At 57.9% G+C, this 15,449-nt stretch carries 17 protein-coding genes; 4 read left to right on the top strand and 13 right to left on the bottom strand.

The genetic code is table 11. The features are described from left to right. Positions 1-26 precede the first annotated feature (26 nt). Both BN1139_RS10575 and serB read right to left on the bottom strand, forming a co-directional pair. A complete protein-coding gene (locus BN1139_RS10575; RefSeq protein WP_005348969.1) occupies positions 27-932 on the bottom strand; it encodes an alpha/beta hydrolase family protein in 906 nt (301 codons plus the stop codon). Between the two features lie 28 nt (positions 933-960). After that, positions 961-1,971 (bottom strand): phosphoserine phosphatase SerB, encoded by a 1,011-nt coding sequence (gene serB, locus BN1139_RS10580; protein WP_013724118.1) that lies wholly within the window; start codon positions 1,969-1,971, stop codon positions 961-963. 119 nt (positions 1,972-2,090) lie between these two features. Here serB and BN1139_RS10585 point away from each other — a divergent pair, with 119 nt between their 5' ends. Beyond that, positions 2,091-2,711, top strand: coding sequence for a YtjB family periplasmic protein (locus tag BN1139_RS10585; protein ID WP_005348965.1), 621 nt, complete (start codon positions 2,091-2,093; stop codon positions 2,709-2,711). A gap of 67 nt (positions 2,712-2,778) precedes the next feature. Here the strand turns inward: BN1139_RS10585 and deoD are convergent, their stop codons facing one another. The 7 genes from deoD to BN1139_RS10620 form a co-directional block, all read right to left on the bottom strand. Continuing rightward, the gene (gene deoD / locus BN1139_RS10590; RefSeq protein WP_005340471.1) at positions 2,779-3,495 is read right to left on the bottom strand and encodes a purine-nucleoside phosphorylase; all 717 of its coding nucleotides are present in this window, start codon (positions 3,493-3,495) and stop codon (positions 2,779-2,781) included. A gap of 76 nt (positions 3,496-3,571) precedes the next feature. Beyond that, complete coding sequence (locus BN1139_RS10595; protein ID WP_005348962.1) at positions 3,572-4,780, bottom strand: phosphopentomutase; 1,209 nt, start codon at positions 4,778-4,780, stop codon at positions 3,572-3,574. Between the two features lie 14 nt (positions 4,781-4,794). Beyond that, positions 4,795-6,126, bottom strand: a complete 1,332-nt coding sequence (deoA, locus tag BN1139_RS10600) for a thymidine phosphorylase (RefSeq protein ID WP_005348960.1) — start codon at positions 6,124-6,126, stop codon at positions 4,795-4,797. Positions 6,127-6,235: 109 nt separating this feature from the next. Further along, positions 6,236-7,009 carry a deoxyribose-phosphate aldolase gene (deoC, locus tag BN1139_RS10605; protein ID WP_005340468.1) on the bottom strand — a complete coding sequence of 258 codons (774 nt, stop codon included), beginning with the start codon at positions 7,007-7,009 and terminating at the stop codon, positions 6,236-6,238. 424 nt (positions 7,010-7,433) lie between these two features. Next, positions 7,434-7,604, bottom strand: coding sequence for a XapX domain-containing protein (locus BN1139_RS10610; protein WP_005340467.1), 171 nt, complete (start codon positions 7,602-7,604; stop codon positions 7,434-7,436). Between the two features lie 125 nt (positions 7,605-7,729). Next, on the bottom strand, positions 7,730-9,004 hold the full coding sequence (locus BN1139_RS10615; RefSeq protein WP_005340466.1) for a NupC/NupG family nucleoside CNT transporter: 1,275 nt from the start codon (positions 9,002-9,004) through the stop codon (positions 7,730-7,732). 222 nt (positions 9,005-9,226) lie between these two features. Further along, positions 9,227-10,000, bottom strand: coding sequence for a TatD family hydrolase (locus BN1139_RS10620; protein WP_005348957.1), 774 nt, complete (start codon positions 9,998-10,000; stop codon positions 9,227-9,229). A 41-nt stretch (positions 10,001-10,041) separates the two neighbouring features. Here BN1139_RS10620 and tppF point away from each other — a divergent pair, with 41 nt between their 5' ends. Continuing rightward, the gene (gene tppF, locus BN1139_RS10625) at positions 10,042-10,656 is read left to right on the top strand and encodes a type IVa pilus pseudopilin TppF (protein WP_005348956.1); all 615 of its coding nucleotides are present in this window, start codon (positions 10,042-10,044) and stop codon (positions 10,654-10,656) included. A gap of 325 nt (positions 10,657-10,981) precedes the next feature. On the opposite strand, the gene luxS is transcribed toward tppF, so the two are convergent. The 4 genes from luxS to BN1139_RS10645 are packed head-to-tail and all read right to left on the bottom strand — an operon-like array spanning position 10,982 to position 14,133. Then, the gene (gene luxS, locus BN1139_RS10630) at positions 10,982-11,491 is read right to left on the bottom strand and encodes an S-ribosylhomocysteine lyase (RefSeq protein WP_005340462.1); all 510 of its coding nucleotides are present in this window, start codon (positions 11,489-11,491) and stop codon (positions 10,982-10,984) included. 18 nt (positions 11,492-11,509) lie between these two features. Then, on the bottom strand, positions 11,510-12,103 hold the full coding sequence (locus BN1139_RS10635; RefSeq protein WP_013724120.1) for a transglycosylase SLT domain-containing protein: 594 nt from the start codon (positions 12,101-12,103) through the stop codon (positions 11,510-11,512). 59 nt (positions 12,104-12,162) lie between these two features. Further along, positions 12,163-12,501 (bottom strand): nitrogen regulatory protein P-II, encoded by a 339-nt coding sequence (gene glnB / locus BN1139_RS10640; RefSeq protein WP_005308848.1) that lies wholly within the window; start codon positions 12,499-12,501, stop codon positions 12,163-12,165. 9 nt (positions 12,502-12,510) lie between these two features. Further along, a complete protein-coding gene (locus BN1139_RS10645) occupies positions 12,511-14,133 on the bottom strand; it encodes an NAD+ synthase (RefSeq protein ID WP_005348951.1) in 1,623 nt (540 codons plus the stop codon). 146 nt (positions 14,134-14,279) lie between these two features. Between BN1139_RS10645 and BN1139_RS10650 the strand changes: the two genes are divergently transcribed. Both BN1139_RS10650 and BN1139_RS10655 read left to right on the top strand, forming a co-directional pair. Beyond that, positions 14,280-14,798 (top strand): GspH/FimT family pseudopilin, encoded by a 519-nt coding sequence (locus BN1139_RS10650; protein ID WP_005348949.1) that lies wholly within the window; start codon positions 14,280-14,282, stop codon positions 14,796-14,798. Positions 14,799-14,896: 98 nt separating this feature from the next. Continuing rightward, positions 14,897-15,424, top strand: a complete 528-nt coding sequence (locus BN1139_RS10655) for a GspH/FimT family protein (RefSeq protein WP_005348947.1) — start codon at positions 14,897-14,899, stop codon at positions 15,422-15,424. The last annotated feature ends 25 nt before the right edge of the window (positions 15,425-15,449 follow it).

The raw sequence follows: 15,449 nt of genomic DNA on the forward strand, positions 1-15,449 counted from the left end.
GGCGCTCGAGGCGCCCTGTTTTTTTGTCATGCCGCCTGCGGGTTGAGCAGCCAGTCGAGGATCTGGGGAAAGTGATCCTCCTGGGCCTGCGGAGCGGTCAGCATGTTGATGTGGTCATAATCGAGGCGGTTGCCATTGTCCCGCCCCAATCGGGTGTGACGCGTGGCCGAACCCATCTCGTCGCTGAAGCGGCGCACATCGGTCGGGTGACCCAGCACCTTGTCCGCTTTGGCCGAAATCATCCAGAGCGGTGGCCAGTTGACCCGTGCCGCCGCCTCGTCATAGGCAAAACCGTCGTGAGGATCCTGCCAGGGGCCGCACTTGACCCAGGGGATGGTCTCCTGCAGATAGCGCAGCGGCTCGTCGTCAGCACCGATCTTCAGAGTGCGAGCAGCCAGAAAACCACGGCGGCGAGCCAGCCATGGGGCCAGCCGATTCCAGATCAGATCCACCTTCAGCCAACGCTCGGGATTGTGCACCGACACGCCGCGCTTGGTGCCAAAAAACAGCAGACTGGCCACCTGCTCCGCCAGCTCGGGGAAGCGCACCAGGGTCGAGGCCATGATGACACCGCCCCAGGAGTGGGCCACCCAGTGCACCTTGAAGCCATGATGGCGCTCGGCAATCCAGCGGTGCAGGGCGGGCAGATCCTCGGTGATCAGCTCATGCTGACCGTGCTCCGCCTGCTCGGCGATGGCAGGAGTGCTGAGCCCCCGCCCCCGCAAATCAGCCACATAAACCTGATAGCCGTGACGGGCCAGAAAGCAGGCCAACCCTTTGCCCGATTCGGTATAGAAAATCCGCCCGTTCTCGATGGCGCCGTGCACCATCAGGATCGGCTCGCCATGCACGGCGACCCGGGGTTTGATGTGGCGAACATGCAATTGATGGCCACCACAGGGGATAAACAGAGACTGCTGCAACAATTCCATTTTTATTGGTTTCCTCCTTGAAACACTGTCAGCGCTTGTCCCAACGTTGTTCGCTGCAGGCCCGCGCCGCCAGCAGGCAGATCACCCCCTCCAGATCGTGATGATTGAGGGTAGCCGCCGCCTGCGCCCGCACCAGCGGCTTGGCGTGAATGGCGATGCCAAGACCCGCGACCCCCATCATCTTGAGATCGTTGGCACCATCGCCGATGGCCACGGTCTGGGCGGCAGCAATGCCGTACTCCTGAGCAAGCTGCTGCAACACCTCGGCCTTGACACTGGCATCGACGATGCGCCCGCTCACCTTGCCGGTCAGCTGCCCCCCTTCCACCGCCAGTTCGTTGGCGAAGATGGCATCGAGCCCCAGCTCCCGCTGCAACTGGCCAGCAAAACGGGTAAAACCACCGGAGGCGATGGCCACCTTCCAACCCGCCCCTTTGAGGGTATCGACCATCAGCTGCAAGCCCGGCATCCAGGGCATCCATGCCGCCACCTCGTCGAGAATGGTGACCGGCGCCCCTGCCAGCAGGGCCACCCGGTTGCGCAGACTGTCGGAGAACTCCAGCTGGCCCTGCATGGCAGCAGCTGTTACCGCCGCCACCTGATCGCCAACCCCGGCAAGGCGGGCAATCTCGTCGATGCACTCGATGCGGATCGCGGTGGAGTCCATGTCCATCACCAGCAGGCCGGGCTCGTTTAGGGTCGGTAGCGCGGGCAGATGGCAGAGATCGATCTCCCACTCACCGCTCTTGAGCTCGGCCACCAGCTCGGAAGAGAAGCGATCGCAGCCAAGCAGCAGCAACGGCACGCCCGCCACCTCTGTGGGAGGATAGAGGGTGGCCGCCAACTCCTGTGCAGCCAACAGTGGCGACAGACGCGCCAGATGGGAGGCACCCAGCCCCTTGCCAAACAGCACCAGCCAGCCGCCCGCCTGCGGGGTCTCTGTCGGTTGCAACGCATCTGCGTTGAGCTGCCAACAAGGTGAGCCTGACAACAACGCGGGCCAATCGGATAACAGAGGGGGGAGCTGGGACAACAACATAAGGGATACGCCTTCCTTGGTGATCAGGGGGTTAACAATGCTGGCCCAGAGTAGCGTATTGCTTTTTGTACAGGCAAGCGCCAAGATCCCGCACTCCTTGTTACCATGAGGTCTCGCGCTTGCAGCGTCATCTTCCCATCAAACGTGTTCTCAGCCTGGGTGCCGGTATCCTGCTCGGATGCTGGGTGCTCGGTGTGCTCATTCATATGCAGGGTGAAAGCCAGGCCTCGCTGCACAGCGAAGCGCGCAACCGGGCGCAGGCGCTGGTCGCCTATGCCGCCCGAGACATGAAACGCTGGATCAAGGAGGAGAAGAGCAGCGAGCTGGAGCGGCTGGCGCGGGATCTGGCGGCGGAGCCGGAGATCCTCGATGCCACCCTCTACGACGGACGCGGCATTCCCCTCGCCCAGTCTGAGCAGGCGGTGCCGCTGGAAAGCCTGCTGCCCATCGGCAGCGATAACAAGTCACTGCCGGAGCAGGGCAAGGGGCGGATCCAGTTCGTACAGGAGATCCGGGATGGCGAGCAGACCATCGGCTTCCTGCGCATCACCCTGGAAGAGCAGCAGATGCTGGCAGACAAGGACACCCGGCTCAAGGTGGTGCAGGAGAAACAGCGCCTGATGCTGCTGGTCGCCCTGCTGGCCGGGGTGCTCATCTCCTACGGCGTGCGCCGTAACTACATGCGGGTGCGCAAGCACAAGAAAAAGAGTACGCCCCCCGCACCACCTCCGGAAAACTGATGGCACGACCAGAGAGCGGATACAAAAACGGCGGCCAGAAGGCCGCCGTTTCTTATTCGCAAGGGAATTACTTGTCGCCCAGCAGGACGGAATCCAGTGCGATTTCGATCATGTCGTTGAAGGTCAGCTGACGCTCTTCAGAGGTGGTCTGCTCACCGGTACGGATATGGTCGGAGACGGTGCAGATGGTCAGTGCCTTGGCACCGTACTCTGCGGCCACGCCGTAGATACCGGCGGCTTCCATCTCGACACCCAGGATGCCGTATTTTTCCATGACGTCGAACATGGAGGGGTCCGGAGTGTAGAACAGGTCGGCGGAGAAGATGTTACCGACGCGCACGGCAACGCCCTTGTTCTTGGCGGCCTGTACGGCATTGGCAACCAGGTCGAAGTCGGCGATGGCAGCGAAGTCGTGATCCTTGAAGCGCAGACGGTTTACTTTGGAGTCGGTGCAGGCACCCATACCGATTACCACGTCACGCAGTTTCACATCTTCACGCACGGCACCGCAGGAGCCCACGCGGATCAGGGTCTTCACACCGTAATCGGTGATCAGCTCTTTTGCGTAGATGGAGCAGGACGGGATACCCATGCCGTGACCCATAACGGAGATACGACGGCCCTTGTAGGTACCGGTGAAACCGAACATGTTGCGCACGTCGCAGATCTGCTCGACGTTCTCCAGGAAAGTTTCAGCGATGTACTTGGCGCGCAGGGGGTCGCCCGGCATCAGCACGGTATCAGCAAAGGCGCCATCTTTCGCATTGATATGAGGAGTTGCCATTCTCTTGATTCCTTCACACTAGGTTGAGTTTTATTGTTTTATAAATTGCCCGCCGCCGAAGTGGCGGGCGGGTAAATTACAGGAAGCTGGTACCGTACGCCAGTTTCGGCAGACCGTGGTAAGCCGCGATGCTCTGACCGATATCGGCAAAGGTCTCGCGACGACCAACGGAGCCGGCCTTGACCGGCTTGCCGAAGAACAGCACCGGAATGTATTCGCGGGTGTGGTCGGTACCACCCCAGGTCGGGTCGCAGCCGTGATCGGCAGTCAGCACCACCACGTCGCCATCCTGCAGCAGCTCAAACAGCTCCGGCAGGCGGGAATCGAAATACTCCAGCGCACCGGCATAACCGGCAACGTCACGGCGGTGGCCGTAGGAGGAGTCGAAGTCGACGAAGTTGGTGAAGACGATGGTGTTGTCACCGGCCGCTTTCACCTCTTCCAGCGTGCGATCCCACAACTCGGTCAGACCGGTCCCTTTCACCTGCTTGGTGATGCCCTGCTGGGCATAGATGTCGGCAATCTTGCCGATGGAGACCACCTGACCACCCGCTTCTTTCATGTAATCCAGCACGGTCGGCGCCGGCGGCAGCACTGAGTAGTCGTGACGGTTACCGGTACGCTTGAAGTTACCCTTGCCAGTGCCTACGAACGGACGCGCAATCACGCGGCCGATGTTATAGGGCTCCAGCAGCTCGCGCACGATGTGGCACAGCTCATAGAGCTTCTCGAGGCCGTAGGTCTCTTCGTGGCAGGCAATCTGGAATACGGAGTCGGCAGAGGTGTAGAGGATCGGCTTGCCGGTCTTCATGTGCTCTTCGCCCAAATCGTCCAGCACCTGGGTACCGGAAGCGTGGCAGTTGCCCAGATAGCCAGGTAGACCAGCCTTCTCGACGATGGCGTCCAGCAGCTCCTGCGGGAAGCTGTTGTGGTGATCCTTGAAGTAGCCCCACTCGAACAGCACGGGCACGCCGGCGATCTCCCAGTGACCGGACGGGGTATCCTTGCCGGAGGAGAGCTCCTGCGCAAAGCCGTAGGCACCGACCACCTCGATATCTTTCTTCAGCCCTTCCGGGAAGTAGCCGGAGGCCTGCTCGCAGGCGTGGCCCAGACCCAGCTTGTTGAGGTTGGGCAGATTGAGGGCACCACGGCCTTCAATTTCACCCGCCGCACACGCCTTGGCGATATGGCCAAGGGTGTTGGCGCCCACATCTCCGAACTTGTCGGCGTCGGCAGCAGCGCCAATACCGAAAGAGTCCATCATCAGAATAAAGGTACGTTTCATGGATCTTCCCCTTGTTACAAATCGGCCAGGGTGATACGGCGGTACACTTCAGGCAGTGCCTCCGGCCGCTCGCCACCAATCCGGACAGCCGCCTGCACCATGCTGGCAGCCTGAGCATATTGCTCTTCAGTCTGAGCGTGGATCATCGCGATCGGCTTGTCAGCATCGACGCTTTGACCCAGGCGGATAAAGTCGGTCAGACCGACCGCATAATCAAGTTTGTCACCGGCAGCGCGGCGACCACCGCCCATGGCGACCACGGCCAGACCCAGCTCGCGGGTATCCATGGCGGTCACGAAGCCGCTGTTGGCCGCGAAGACCGGGCGCACGATGGCGGCCTTGGGCAGGTAAACGTCATAACGCTCCATAAAATCGGCCGGGCCACCGAGACCTGTCACCATGCGACCGAAGATCTCGGCCGCCTTGCCGTTATCCAGCACCGCCTGCAGCTTGGTGCGGGCATCGCGCTCGTCGCTGGCAAGACCGGCGGAGATCAGCATCTCGGCGCACAGCGCCATGGTCACTTCGTGGATCCGCGGGTTGCGGTATTCACCGGTCAGGTAACGCACCGCTTCACGCACTTCCACCGCGTTACCGGCACTGGAGGCCAGCACCTGGTTCATATCGGTCAAGAGCGCAGAGGTGCGGCAACCGGCACCGTTGGCCACGGCCACAATGCTCTTGGCCAGCTCTTCGGACGCTTCGAAGGTCGGCATAAAGGCGCCGGAGCCCACTTTCACATCCATCACCAGCGCTTCCAGCCCGGAGGCGAGCTTCTTGGAGAGGATGGAGCCGGTGATCATGGCGATGGATTCAACGGTGGCGGTAATGTCACGTACTGCATAGATACGCTTGTCAGCGGGGGCAAGATCGCCGGTCTGGCCGATGATGGCGACACCCGCCTCTTTCACCACTTTCAGGAAACGGTCGTTGTCGACCGAGGTTTGGTAGCCGGGAATGGCGTCCAGCTTGTCGAGGGTACCGCCGGTGTGGCCCAGACCACGGCCGGAGATCATCGGCACGAAACCGCCGCAGGCAGCGACCATCGGGCCAAGCATCAGGGAGACGACATCACCCACCCCGCCGGTGGAGTGCTTGTCGACAATCGGGCCACCCAGATTGAGGTGATCCCAGGTCAGCACCATGCCGGAGTCGCGCATGGCGCAGGTCAGGGCAACCCGCTCATCCATGGTCATGTCTTTGAAGTAGACCGCCATCGCCAGCGCCGCAATCTGCCCCTCACCGATGGTGTTATTGGTAATGCCCTGAACGAAGAATTGAATTTCTTGGGTACTGAGCGCTTCACCGTTGCGCTTCTTGCGAATAATTTCTTGAGGCAAAAACATCTTTCATTCCCTCCGCCATTGCTGGCGTTACACAAGCCTGAATCCTTGCCCGCACACCGCATGGTGGGGGCTAACAGGGCGGACAGCAGTCCGCCCTCTCATCAACCTATTAGTAACCGCTGGTGTTGGCCGGCTTGTCGCCATGCCCCAGAGTGGCCAGCAGACTGGCCAGCAGGCTGGATGCACCAAAGCGGAAGGTACGGGCGGACACCCAGTCATTGCCGAGGATCTCTTCGGCCATGGCCAGGTACTGACCGGCAACAGCGGCGTCTTTCACGCCACCCGCTGGCTTGAAGCCGACTTTCGGATTCTTGGCCTTGATCACTTCCATCATGATCCGCGCCGCTTCCGGGGTTGCATTGACCGGCACCTTGCCGGTGGAGGTCTTGATGAAGTCGGCACCGGCATCGATACAGATTTCGGAAGCGCGACGGATCAGCGCCTCTTCTTTCAGCTCGCCGGTTTCGATGATCACTTTCAGCAGCACGTTGGCACCACAGGCCTCTTTACAGGCTTTGACCAGATCAAAACCGATCTGTTCATTGCCAGCCATGAAGGCGCGGTACGGGAACACCACGTCCACTTCGTCAGCACCGTAGGCGACAGCGGCACGGGTCTCGGCCACGGCGATCTCGATGTCGTCGTTGCCGTGCGGGAAGTTGGTCACGGTCGCAATGCGTACGTCGGCAGCGCCGATCTCACGCAGGGTCTTGCGAGCGATAGGGATAAAACGGGGGTAGATGCAGACGGCGGCGGTCAGGCCAGCCGGTGACTTGGCCTTATGGCACAGGTCGATCACCTTCTGATCGGTGTCGTCATCGTTCAGGGTGGTCAGGTCCATCAGGTTCAGGGCGCGCTGAGCGGCCACTTTCAGATCAGTCATTCTGTTCTCCAAAGTCTCGATTTAATCCAGATAACCGGGCACCACCAGACCATCCAGCGATGGATGCACAGGCAGTAATCCCCAGCTATACGGGAATGGAATTACAGTGCGAAGGCACCGGCACTATCGGGATGCTATTCAAAACACCCTGCAGGCACTGCGACTGTAAATAAGGCAAGAGCCCTGTCACTTTCTTACAAAAGTGCGGACTTGGTTCCATGAAGACTTGAGAAAGGCCGACAACATCTGACCCGACTTCCCAATCAATTCCATTTGACCGCCAACACCCGATTTCATCGAGTATTAGTCATTGCCAGCACCCTGCTGGCAACGCCTATTTCAGCCGAGATACCCCCTGTTTGCAAGCCGGATTTGCCAATTTCAGAGGTACCTCACATCTGGCAAATCCAGGTCTAAAAAAGCCTTACGAAAAGAAACGAGTCAGGATCCAGGAGTAGGCCAATCCCCCCAGATAGACCCCGACGATCCCCATTACCCCGGACAAAACGGGAGGCGCCGGGATCGGCAATTTGAGGAAAGAAAACAACAAACCAACTATAAAGCCGGCCACCATCGCCAGTAGCACTTCATTCATATAACCTCCGATTTGACTCATTTTATTATTAGTTTAGATAGGAAAACGGTTGTCACCGCTCCATACGCGAACGCCACGGCAGATGCCGTGGCGTTCGTGTTTATACCCTGTCAGTCAGGCGGCGATTACATGCCGGACAGTGCCAGGAAGAAGCCTGCGATAGTGGCAGACATCAGGTTGGACAGAGAGCCAGCCAGTACGGCTTTCAGACCAAAGCGTGCAATGGTGCCGCGGCGGTTCGGCGCCATGGACCCCAGACCACCCAGCAGGATGGCAACAGAGGAGAGGTTGGCAAAACCACACAGCGCGAAGGAGATGATCGCCTTGGTGTGATCGGACATGGCCACACCGTTGATCAGCACTTCGTCTTTCAGGTACGGAGCGAAGTTCAGGTAAGCCACGAACTCGTTCACTACCAGCTTCTGACCGATGAAGGAACCGGCAACCACTGCTTCATTCCAGGGCACACCGATCAGGAAGGCCAGCGGGGAGAAGATCCAGCCCAGCAGCAGTTCCAGAGAGAGTTGCGGATAACCGAACCAGCCACCCACACCGGAGAAGATGCCGTTGATCATGGCGATCAGACCGATGAAGGCCAGCAGCATGGCGCCAACGTTCAGGGCCAGTTGCATACCGGCAGAAGCGCCAGCAGCAGCAGCGTCAATGACGTTGGCAGGCTTGTCATCCAGCTCGGCATCGGCAGAGCTTTCGTCGTAGTTCGGGGTCTCTGTCTCGGGAACCAGCAGCTTGGCGAACAGCAGACCACCCGGTGCAGCCATGAAGGAGGCAGCAATCAGGTACTCCATCTTCACGCCCATGGAGGCGTAACCGGCCAGTACGGAACCGGCAACGGAAGCCAGACCACCACACATGACGGCGAACAGCTCGGAGTCAGTCATCTTGGCGATGTAAGGACGAACCACCAGCGGCGCTTCGGTCTGACCGACGAAGATGTTGGCAGTTGCAGAGAGGGATTCGGTGCGGGAAGTACCCAGTACTTTCTGCAGACCGCCGCCCAGCAACTTGATGACCATCTGCATGATGCCCAGGTAGTAGAGCACTGCAATCAGGGAAGAGAAGAAGATGATGACCGGCAGAACACGGAAGGCAAAGACAAAGCCGCCGCCACCGAACACTTCAAACATCTTGTTGCTGACCAGACCGCCAAACAGGAAGTCGATCCCGTTCTGGCCGTAGCTGATCACGCTGGATACCGCGTCGGACACGCCGACCAGGATATCGCGACCAACCGGAACATAGAGAACAAACGCCCCCAGACCGGCTTGAATTGCGAACGCACCGACAACGGTACGGACGTTGATTGCCTTGCGATTGCTGGAGAACAGCACCGCGATAAGGACGAGCGTCGCCATCCCTACCAGACCCATGAACAAATTCATTATTATCTTCCTCTAGTAGCACCTGGCTTGTTAGCGAGTTGTTATTAAACCCAACTAATCAAGGGGAGCGCATTATACTAATTAAAGTCCGATAAAATAGAATGCTGGTCACATTTTATCGTTATCAAAATGTCCAAGTGTCACAAAATTAGACAGCAAACGATTTTTACGCTCATTTTTTTTCCTGACAACTAAATCAGGTGTTGCGAATTTGTTTCATGACTATTGGTCGTGATGGAAAATATGCCGGGCAGTTTCAAATAACACCTTGGCAACATTTGCCGATGATTCATCCCGCAATGTCATCAATATTTCCGCTATTTTCGGCAGCGCTTCCGGTGTATTTCGGGAGCCTTGTGCGCCTTGCAACGGCATATCTGGCGAATCGGTTTCCAGCACCAGGGCCTCGAGCGGCATAGCCCGAAATACCTCTCGCGTCTTGTTCGCCCGCTCAAAACTGATTACCCCGCCCACCCCGAGTCGAAAGCCCAGTTGCCAGAAAGCCTCCGCCTGCTGCAACGAACCGCTGAAAGCATGGATCACCCCACCACGAGGCGGCTTGAAGCGGCGCAACAGCTTGGCCACAGTGTCATTGGCGCGCACCGAGTGGATCATAAGGGGAAGCCCGACATCGGCAGCCAGCCGGATCTGAGCCTCAAACAGCGCAAGCTGCCCCTCCTGCGGCACGTGAGAACGGAGGTCCAGCCCGCACTCGCCTATGGCCACCAGCCCGGCAGGTTGACTCATCACCAACGCTCGCAGCCGCTCCATCGCCCCTTCCCGCTGCTCACCGGCATACCAGGGATGAATGCCCAGACCATAAAAGAGGCCGTCATGTTGCTCTGCCAGTGCCATCACACGAGTCCAGTTATCCTCTGCGATGGCAGGAATGATATACTCCGTCACCCCTAATGCCCGACAACGGGCCAGCAGCGCCTCCCTGTCCTGGTCGAATACCGGAAAGTCGAGATGGCAATGGGTATCTATCAGCTGCATATCACTCACACCTGTTTGCGGTATTTAATGGGTCATTGAACATGATGAACAACAAAAACAACGGCTTTACCCTGATTGAACTGGTGTTGGTGATCATAGTGCTGGGGATCCTGGCCGTCACCGCCCTGCCCCGCTTTATCAATATCAAGGATGATGCCCTGAAAAGCACGGTCTCGGCGACCGCAGGCAGCTTTGCCAGCGCAGTTCAGCTGGCTCATGCTGGCTGGGCGGTGAAAGTGCAGGGACAAGACCTCGCACTGTATAACTTCAGTGGGATGGGCAATAAAGATTTGGATATCAACCACTACGGCTGGCCTGTGGGGACAAAAGAGGATCAGGGTAATCAAGGTGTTGATATTGTTTTCCCCGGAGGCACAAGTGACCAGATATCGGTCAGTAGCCCGGATGACTGCAAACTACTTTTCACTGGATTACTTGATACCAATCAAACCGTTCCTGACCTAGCAGACAAAAATACGGACACAGACTACACCTCTGAGATCATTGCTGCAGATGACCAAATTGACGGGGGGCTACGTCACGATAACTGCCGTTATATTCTTCGCGATTCTATCGGCCGCTTCCCGGATCACCCCAACGGCCTCGGCTTCGAGTACAACAGCGTTACCGGTGCCGTGACCCGCAATTTTGATTGAGCTCAGCCTCTTCTGCGCAAGCTTGCTCTTTGGTTGAATCATCATCATAACGAACCGGCGTGCAGCAGCGCCGGTTCTCCTTAGTGAGCCCCCACTCCTCGCACCATGCATCGTAACGGGCCAGCCAACGCAGCAATACCCCTTTCATCGTCACACCTCCGCCAACGGATTCGGTTCAAAAACCATCCTAATCAGAGTCGGCAAGGTGAGCAAGCCATCCCCACTATTGCGGTCGGGCGAGATAAAAAAGAGCCGGTCAGCATGGCTGACCGGCTCTTTTAACATTCCCTGAAGAGGTTATCCGATGAGCGACAGCTCATCAGCCTCACAGACTCTTCAGCTTCTCTTCCGGCAGGGCCAGCTCGTCGTTGTGGTTGACGCCGATACCGCGCTCCAGCACATGACGGGCGATGGCGTGCGCCTCTTCCAGCGAGTGCATGCTGTAGGTGCCGCACTGATACTCGTTCAGCTCGGGGATCTTGGCCTGATCCTGCACGGTCAGCACATCGCTCATGGCTGCCTGCCAGGCTGCGCCAACACGGGCTTCGTCAGGCGCACCGATCAGGCTCATGTAGAAACCGGTACGGCAACCCATGGGGGAGATGTCGATGATCTCCACGCCGTTGCCGTTCAGGTGGTCACGCATAAAACCGGCGAACAGGTGCTCCAGCGTATGGATACCGCGCTCGGAAAGGATCTCCTGGTTCGGCACACAGAAACGCAGGTCGAACACGGTAATAGTGTCCTTGTTCGGGGTCTGCATGGTCTTGGCCACACGCACCGCTGGCGCTTCCATACGGGTGTGGTCAACGGTAAAACTGTCCAATAACGGCATTTCTGACTCCTGATTTGGTTACCAGAACCAGCCCCCACGGGAGAGCTGATCCTTGCATTGACGGTACTGGGCGCCGTAGCGCTGGGCGCGAGCTTCCACTTTGCGAGAGGTCTTCATCAACCACCCCTTGCTGCGATAGCTGCCACGCCGGTAGCCACCCCACCCTTCGTGATAGTTGAGGTACTGGCCATAGGCATCCCACTTGGAGGTGCCATTTAGCCGCTGGGCCTTGTTAGTGTACCAACCCATAAAATCGATGGCGTCGGCAAAGTCATCGCGGTCACTCCAGCTGTTGCCGGTTTCCCGCTGGTAATCCGCCCAGGTTTCATCTTTGACCTGAGCATAACCATAAGCCGAACTGGCCCGCCCAGTCGGGATGAAGAGGAAATACTGCATCGGCGGCTGGGCATCATGTACGTAAGAGGACTCCTGATACATCATGGCCATCACCACATGGATCGGCGTCCCCCACTTCTCATTCATCTTGAGCGCGGCCTTGTGCCACTCCGGCTTCTCCCGAAAGATCTGGCACAGATTCTCCGGCTGGGCCGGCGGCCGGGTACTGCAAGCAGTCAGGCCCGCCAACAGGCTGGCGACCACCACGAAGCGCATCCACCCCATCAAATGAGGCCACACTTCACACCTCTGGTCAGGTAAAGAGATAGCCAAGGTCAGATCGCGTCTTCGTTCTCTTCGCCGGTACGGATACGAATGACACGCTCCACCTCGCAGACGAAGATCTTGCCATCACCAATCTTGCCGGTGCGGGCGGTGTTCTGGATCGCTTCCAGACAGGCATCGAGATCCTCGTCCTGCACCACCAGCTCCACCTTCACTTTCGGCAGGAAGTCGACCATATATTCGGCGCCGCGATAGAGCTCGGTATGGCCCTTCTGACGGCCGAAGCCTTTGACTTCGGATACGGTCATGCCGTTGATGCCGATCTCGGCCAGGGCCTCGCGCACATCGTCCAGCTTGAACGGTTTGATGATGGCTTCAATCTTCTTCATGGTGACTCCTTACCAGTTCTGTTTGCCGAACCCGGATGTAATGGGGTAACGGCGATCCTTACCAAAGTTGCGAGCCGTAATGCGGGGCCCGACCGCCGCCTGACGGCGCTTGTATTCGTTGAGATCCACCAAGCGGATCACCTTGCGCACCACCGCTTCCTCGAAGCCTTCGGCCACCATGTCGGCCACGGACGCATCCTCTTCCACATAACGCTTGAGGATGGCATCGAGGATGTCGTACGGGGGCAAGCTGTCCTGATCCACCTGATCCGGCGCCAGCTCCGCTGAAGGAGGACGGTCGATAACCCGCTGCGGGATCACATAGTCAACCGAGTTGCGATATTCGCACAACTTGAATACCAGCGTCTTGGGCACATCTTTCAGCACGTCGAAGCCACCGGCCATGTCACCGTACAGCGTGGCATAGCCGACCGCCATCTCGCTCTTGTTACCGGTGGTCAGCACGATACGACGACGCTTGTTAGAGAGCGCCATCAGCAGCACGCCGCGGCAGCGGGCCTGCAGGTTCTCTTCGGTGGTATCGCGGGCGGTACCTTCAAAAAGCGGCGCCAGCTGGGTCATAAACCCTTCGAACATCGGCTCGATGGAGATGATGTTGAACTCAACCCCCATCCGCTCGGCCTGCTCCTTGGCATCTTCCACACTCATCTGTGCTGTGTAGCGGAACGGCATCATTACCGCCTGCACCTTGTCGGCCCCGATGGCATCGGCCGCGATGGCCAACGTCAGTGCCGAGTCGATGCCGCCGGAGAGACCCAGCACAGCGCCGTGAAAGCCGTTCTTGGTGACATAGTCGCGCACTGCAAGCACCAGCGCCTGATAGGTCTCGGCCAACGGCTCCAGCGGCGCAGCGGGTTCCCGCTCCTTCACCGGCTGGCCATCAGCAAAACGTACCAGCGCCAGCTCTTCGGCAAACGGGGCCAGCTTGTGCGTCAGCTCGCCCTGGCTGCTGAACACCTTGGAGCAGCCGTCGAAAATCAGCTCGTCCTGACCGCAGACCTGATTGAGGTAGACCAGCGGCAGACCGGTCTGATCGCAGCGTTCGGCCATCAGCTCGCGGCGGATCCAGGGTTTCTCCTGATCATAGGGCGAGGCGTTGATGGTGAGCAGCAGTTCGGCCCCTGCCGCCTTGGCGGCCAGCGCCGGGCCAGGCTGCCACAGATCTTCACAGATGAGCAGCCCTAGCTGATAACCACGGAACGGCACCACGCAGGTCTCGGTCGCGGCGGTAAAGTAGCGCTTCTCATCAAACACGCCGTAGTTGGGCAAATCCTGCTTGAAGTAACGGGTAATCAGCTGGCCCTGCTCATAGAGGGAAGCCGCGTTGTAGAGCGCCTCTCCTTCACGCCAAGGGTGACCCACCAAAATGGCGCAGGCCCCCTGCCATGCGGCAATGCGAGACAGCGCGGCCTCAACCCGGATCATCAGGTCGGCGCGCAGCAGCAGATCTTCCGGTGGATAACCGGTGAGTGCCAGCTCGGAACAGACCAGCAGATCAGCGCCTTGCTGTTCGGCCTGAGCCGCCGCAGCGAGCACTTTGTCAGTGTTATCTTCGATGGCGCCTACCGTCAGATTCAACTGGGCAAGCATCAGAGAGAGGGCTTTTGCCATGGCGATGCATCTTGAATTCGAAAATGATGGGGAATGATAAAGAAAAGGGGGGCAATCTGCCAGTTCAAGACAGGCGTAACCGTGTGACAGCAACCAGTGGGAAGGATAAGCTGTAGATAGTCACGGAACGACAGGCCTTCGCAGATATGAAAAACGCCGGATTTACCCTGATGGAGTTGATGATAGCCATTGCACTGGGCGTCATTCTGTTGGGGATTGGTATTCCTTCCCTCTCTAAGCTGCTTGGCAGCAATAATTTGGCAACCCAGGAAAAAAGCCTTCTCAACCACTTAAACTATGCCAGACAACAGGCTATCTCTAACCAACAAACGGTTACTCTCTGCCTGACCACTATCAATAATTCTGTAGAAGAGTGCGTTACTGCCAATCAAAATGGAGCGACCCGGCAGATCGCTTTTATCGATACTAATAGCGATCAGAAGCTCAATGGCAGCGAAACAACTCTGACGGCAAGTCCCGAGTTTCCTGCAGAACTGGCCATTTCTGCAGATGCACAGGCGCTTCGCTTCACCCCTGATGGCACCATTACGTCTGATAGCGAGGTCATCTTTTCACTCTGTGTAAGCGGTGAAAAGGGCATTGAGATTGCAGTTATGCCTGCCGGGCGTGCCCATAGCCAGGCAAGTGGTGCTGTATGTCCATGACCTGCGTTAACTACCGCGAAACACACACGAGCACAAAAGGATCCATTTCAATCCAATAGCTATGCTTAGAGTCTCCTTTGAACAAGGACTCATACGCTATGGCACGAAATGGATTTACCCTGCTTGAGTTTTTAATATCTGCAAGCCTGACAACCATCCTGCTGACCTTGGGACTGCCGTCATTGGCAAATCTGCTGACATCTACCGACAGCGACATCTACACAAGAAACCTGCAGGACCACCTGATCTTCGGCCAACGGCAAGCCATCACACAGCAGCAACCCGTCACAGCATGTCTTGCCATGCCTGTCAGAAACTCCACAAAAGAAGGCTGTGTACTCGCAAATCAAACCGGCGCCCAGCGCATGCTTGTCTTTATCGACACCAATCAGGATCGCCAATTCGATATTGCAAGTGGCGATATCTTGTTATCAGCAACAGAACCCTTTCTTGAAAAACATACCGTGACGGCTAATCGACAATTTGTGCGATTTAGTCCAGATGGCACTGCGATTGGCACCAACATGACACTCCGGTTTTGTATCGACCAAGCACCTCGAGTCGATATCATCGTTTCCCCATCCGGCAGAAGCAGAAGCGAAAAAAAGGGGCTGAGTTGTTCTTAGCCCCTTTACCCTACTCAATAACCAA

The sequence above is a fragment of the Aeromonas veronii bv. veronii genome (genome assembly GCF_000820225.1).
In the GTDB taxonomy this organism is placed as follows: domain Bacteria; phylum Pseudomonadota; class Gammaproteobacteria; order Enterobacterales; family Aeromonadaceae; genus Aeromonas; species Aeromonas veronii.

What these genes read in the sequence shown, in the direction of transcription:
- BN1139_RS10575 (WP_005348969.1), bottom strand. Translation starts at nt 932, where the DNA reads ATGGAATTGTTGCAGCAGTCTCTGTTTATCCCCTGTGGTGGCCATCAA.
- serB (WP_013724118.1), bottom strand. Translation starts at nt 1,971, where the DNA reads ATGTTGTTGTCCCAGCTCCCCCCTCTGTTATCCGATTGGCCCGCGTTG.
- deoD (WP_005340471.1), bottom strand. Translation starts at nt 3,495, where the DNA reads ATGGCAACTCCTCATATCAATGCGAAAGATGGCGCCTTTGCTGATACC.
- BN1139_RS10595 (WP_005348962.1), bottom strand. Translation starts at nt 4,780, where the DNA reads ATGAAACGTACCTTTATTCTGATGATGGACTCTTTCGGTATTGGCGCT.
- deoA (WP_005348960.1), bottom strand. Translation starts at nt 6,126, where the DNA reads ATGTTTTTGCCTCAAGAAATTATTCGCAAGAAGCGCAACGGTGAAGCG.
- deoC (WP_005340468.1), bottom strand. Translation starts at nt 7,009, where the DNA reads ATGACTGATCTGAAAGTGGCCGCTCAGCGCGCCCTGAACCTGATGGAC.
- BN1139_RS10610 (WP_005340467.1), bottom strand. Translation starts at nt 7,604, where the DNA reads ATGAATGAAGTGCTACTGGCGATGGTGGCCGGCTTTATAGTTGGTTTG.
- BN1139_RS10615 (WP_005340466.1), bottom strand. Translation starts at nt 9,004, where the DNA reads ATGAATTTGTTCATGGGTCTGGTAGGGATGGCGACGCTCGTCCTTATC.
- BN1139_RS10620 (WP_005348957.1), bottom strand. Translation starts at nt 10,000, where the DNA reads ATGCAGCTGATAGATACCCATTGCCATCTCGACTTTCCGGTATTCGAC.
- tppF (WP_005348956.1), top strand. Translation starts at nt 10,042, where the DNA reads ATGATGAACAACAAAAACAACGGCTTTACCCTGATTGAACTGGTGTTG.
- luxS (WP_005340462.1), bottom strand. Translation starts at nt 11,491, where the DNA reads ATGCCGTTATTGGACAGTTTTACCGTTGACCACACCCGTATGGAAGCG.
- BN1139_RS10635 (WP_013724120.1), bottom strand. Translation starts at nt 12,103, where the DNA reads ATGCGCTTCGTGGTGGTCGCCAGCCTGTTGGCGGGCCTGACTGCTTGC.
- glnB (WP_005308848.1), bottom strand. Translation starts at nt 12,501, where the DNA reads ATGAAGAAGATTGAAGCCATCATCAAACCGTTCAAGCTGGACGATGTG.
- BN1139_RS10645 (WP_005348951.1), bottom strand. Translation starts at nt 14,133, where the DNA reads ATGGCAAAAGCCCTCTCTCTGATGCTTGCCCAGTTGAATCTGACGGTA.
- BN1139_RS10650 (WP_005348949.1), top strand. Translation starts at nt 14,280, where the DNA reads ATGAAAAACGCCGGATTTACCCTGATGGAGTTGATGATAGCCATTGCA.
- BN1139_RS10655 (WP_005348947.1), top strand. Translation starts at nt 14,897, where the DNA reads ATGGCACGAAATGGATTTACCCTGCTTGAGTTTTTAATATCTGCAAGC.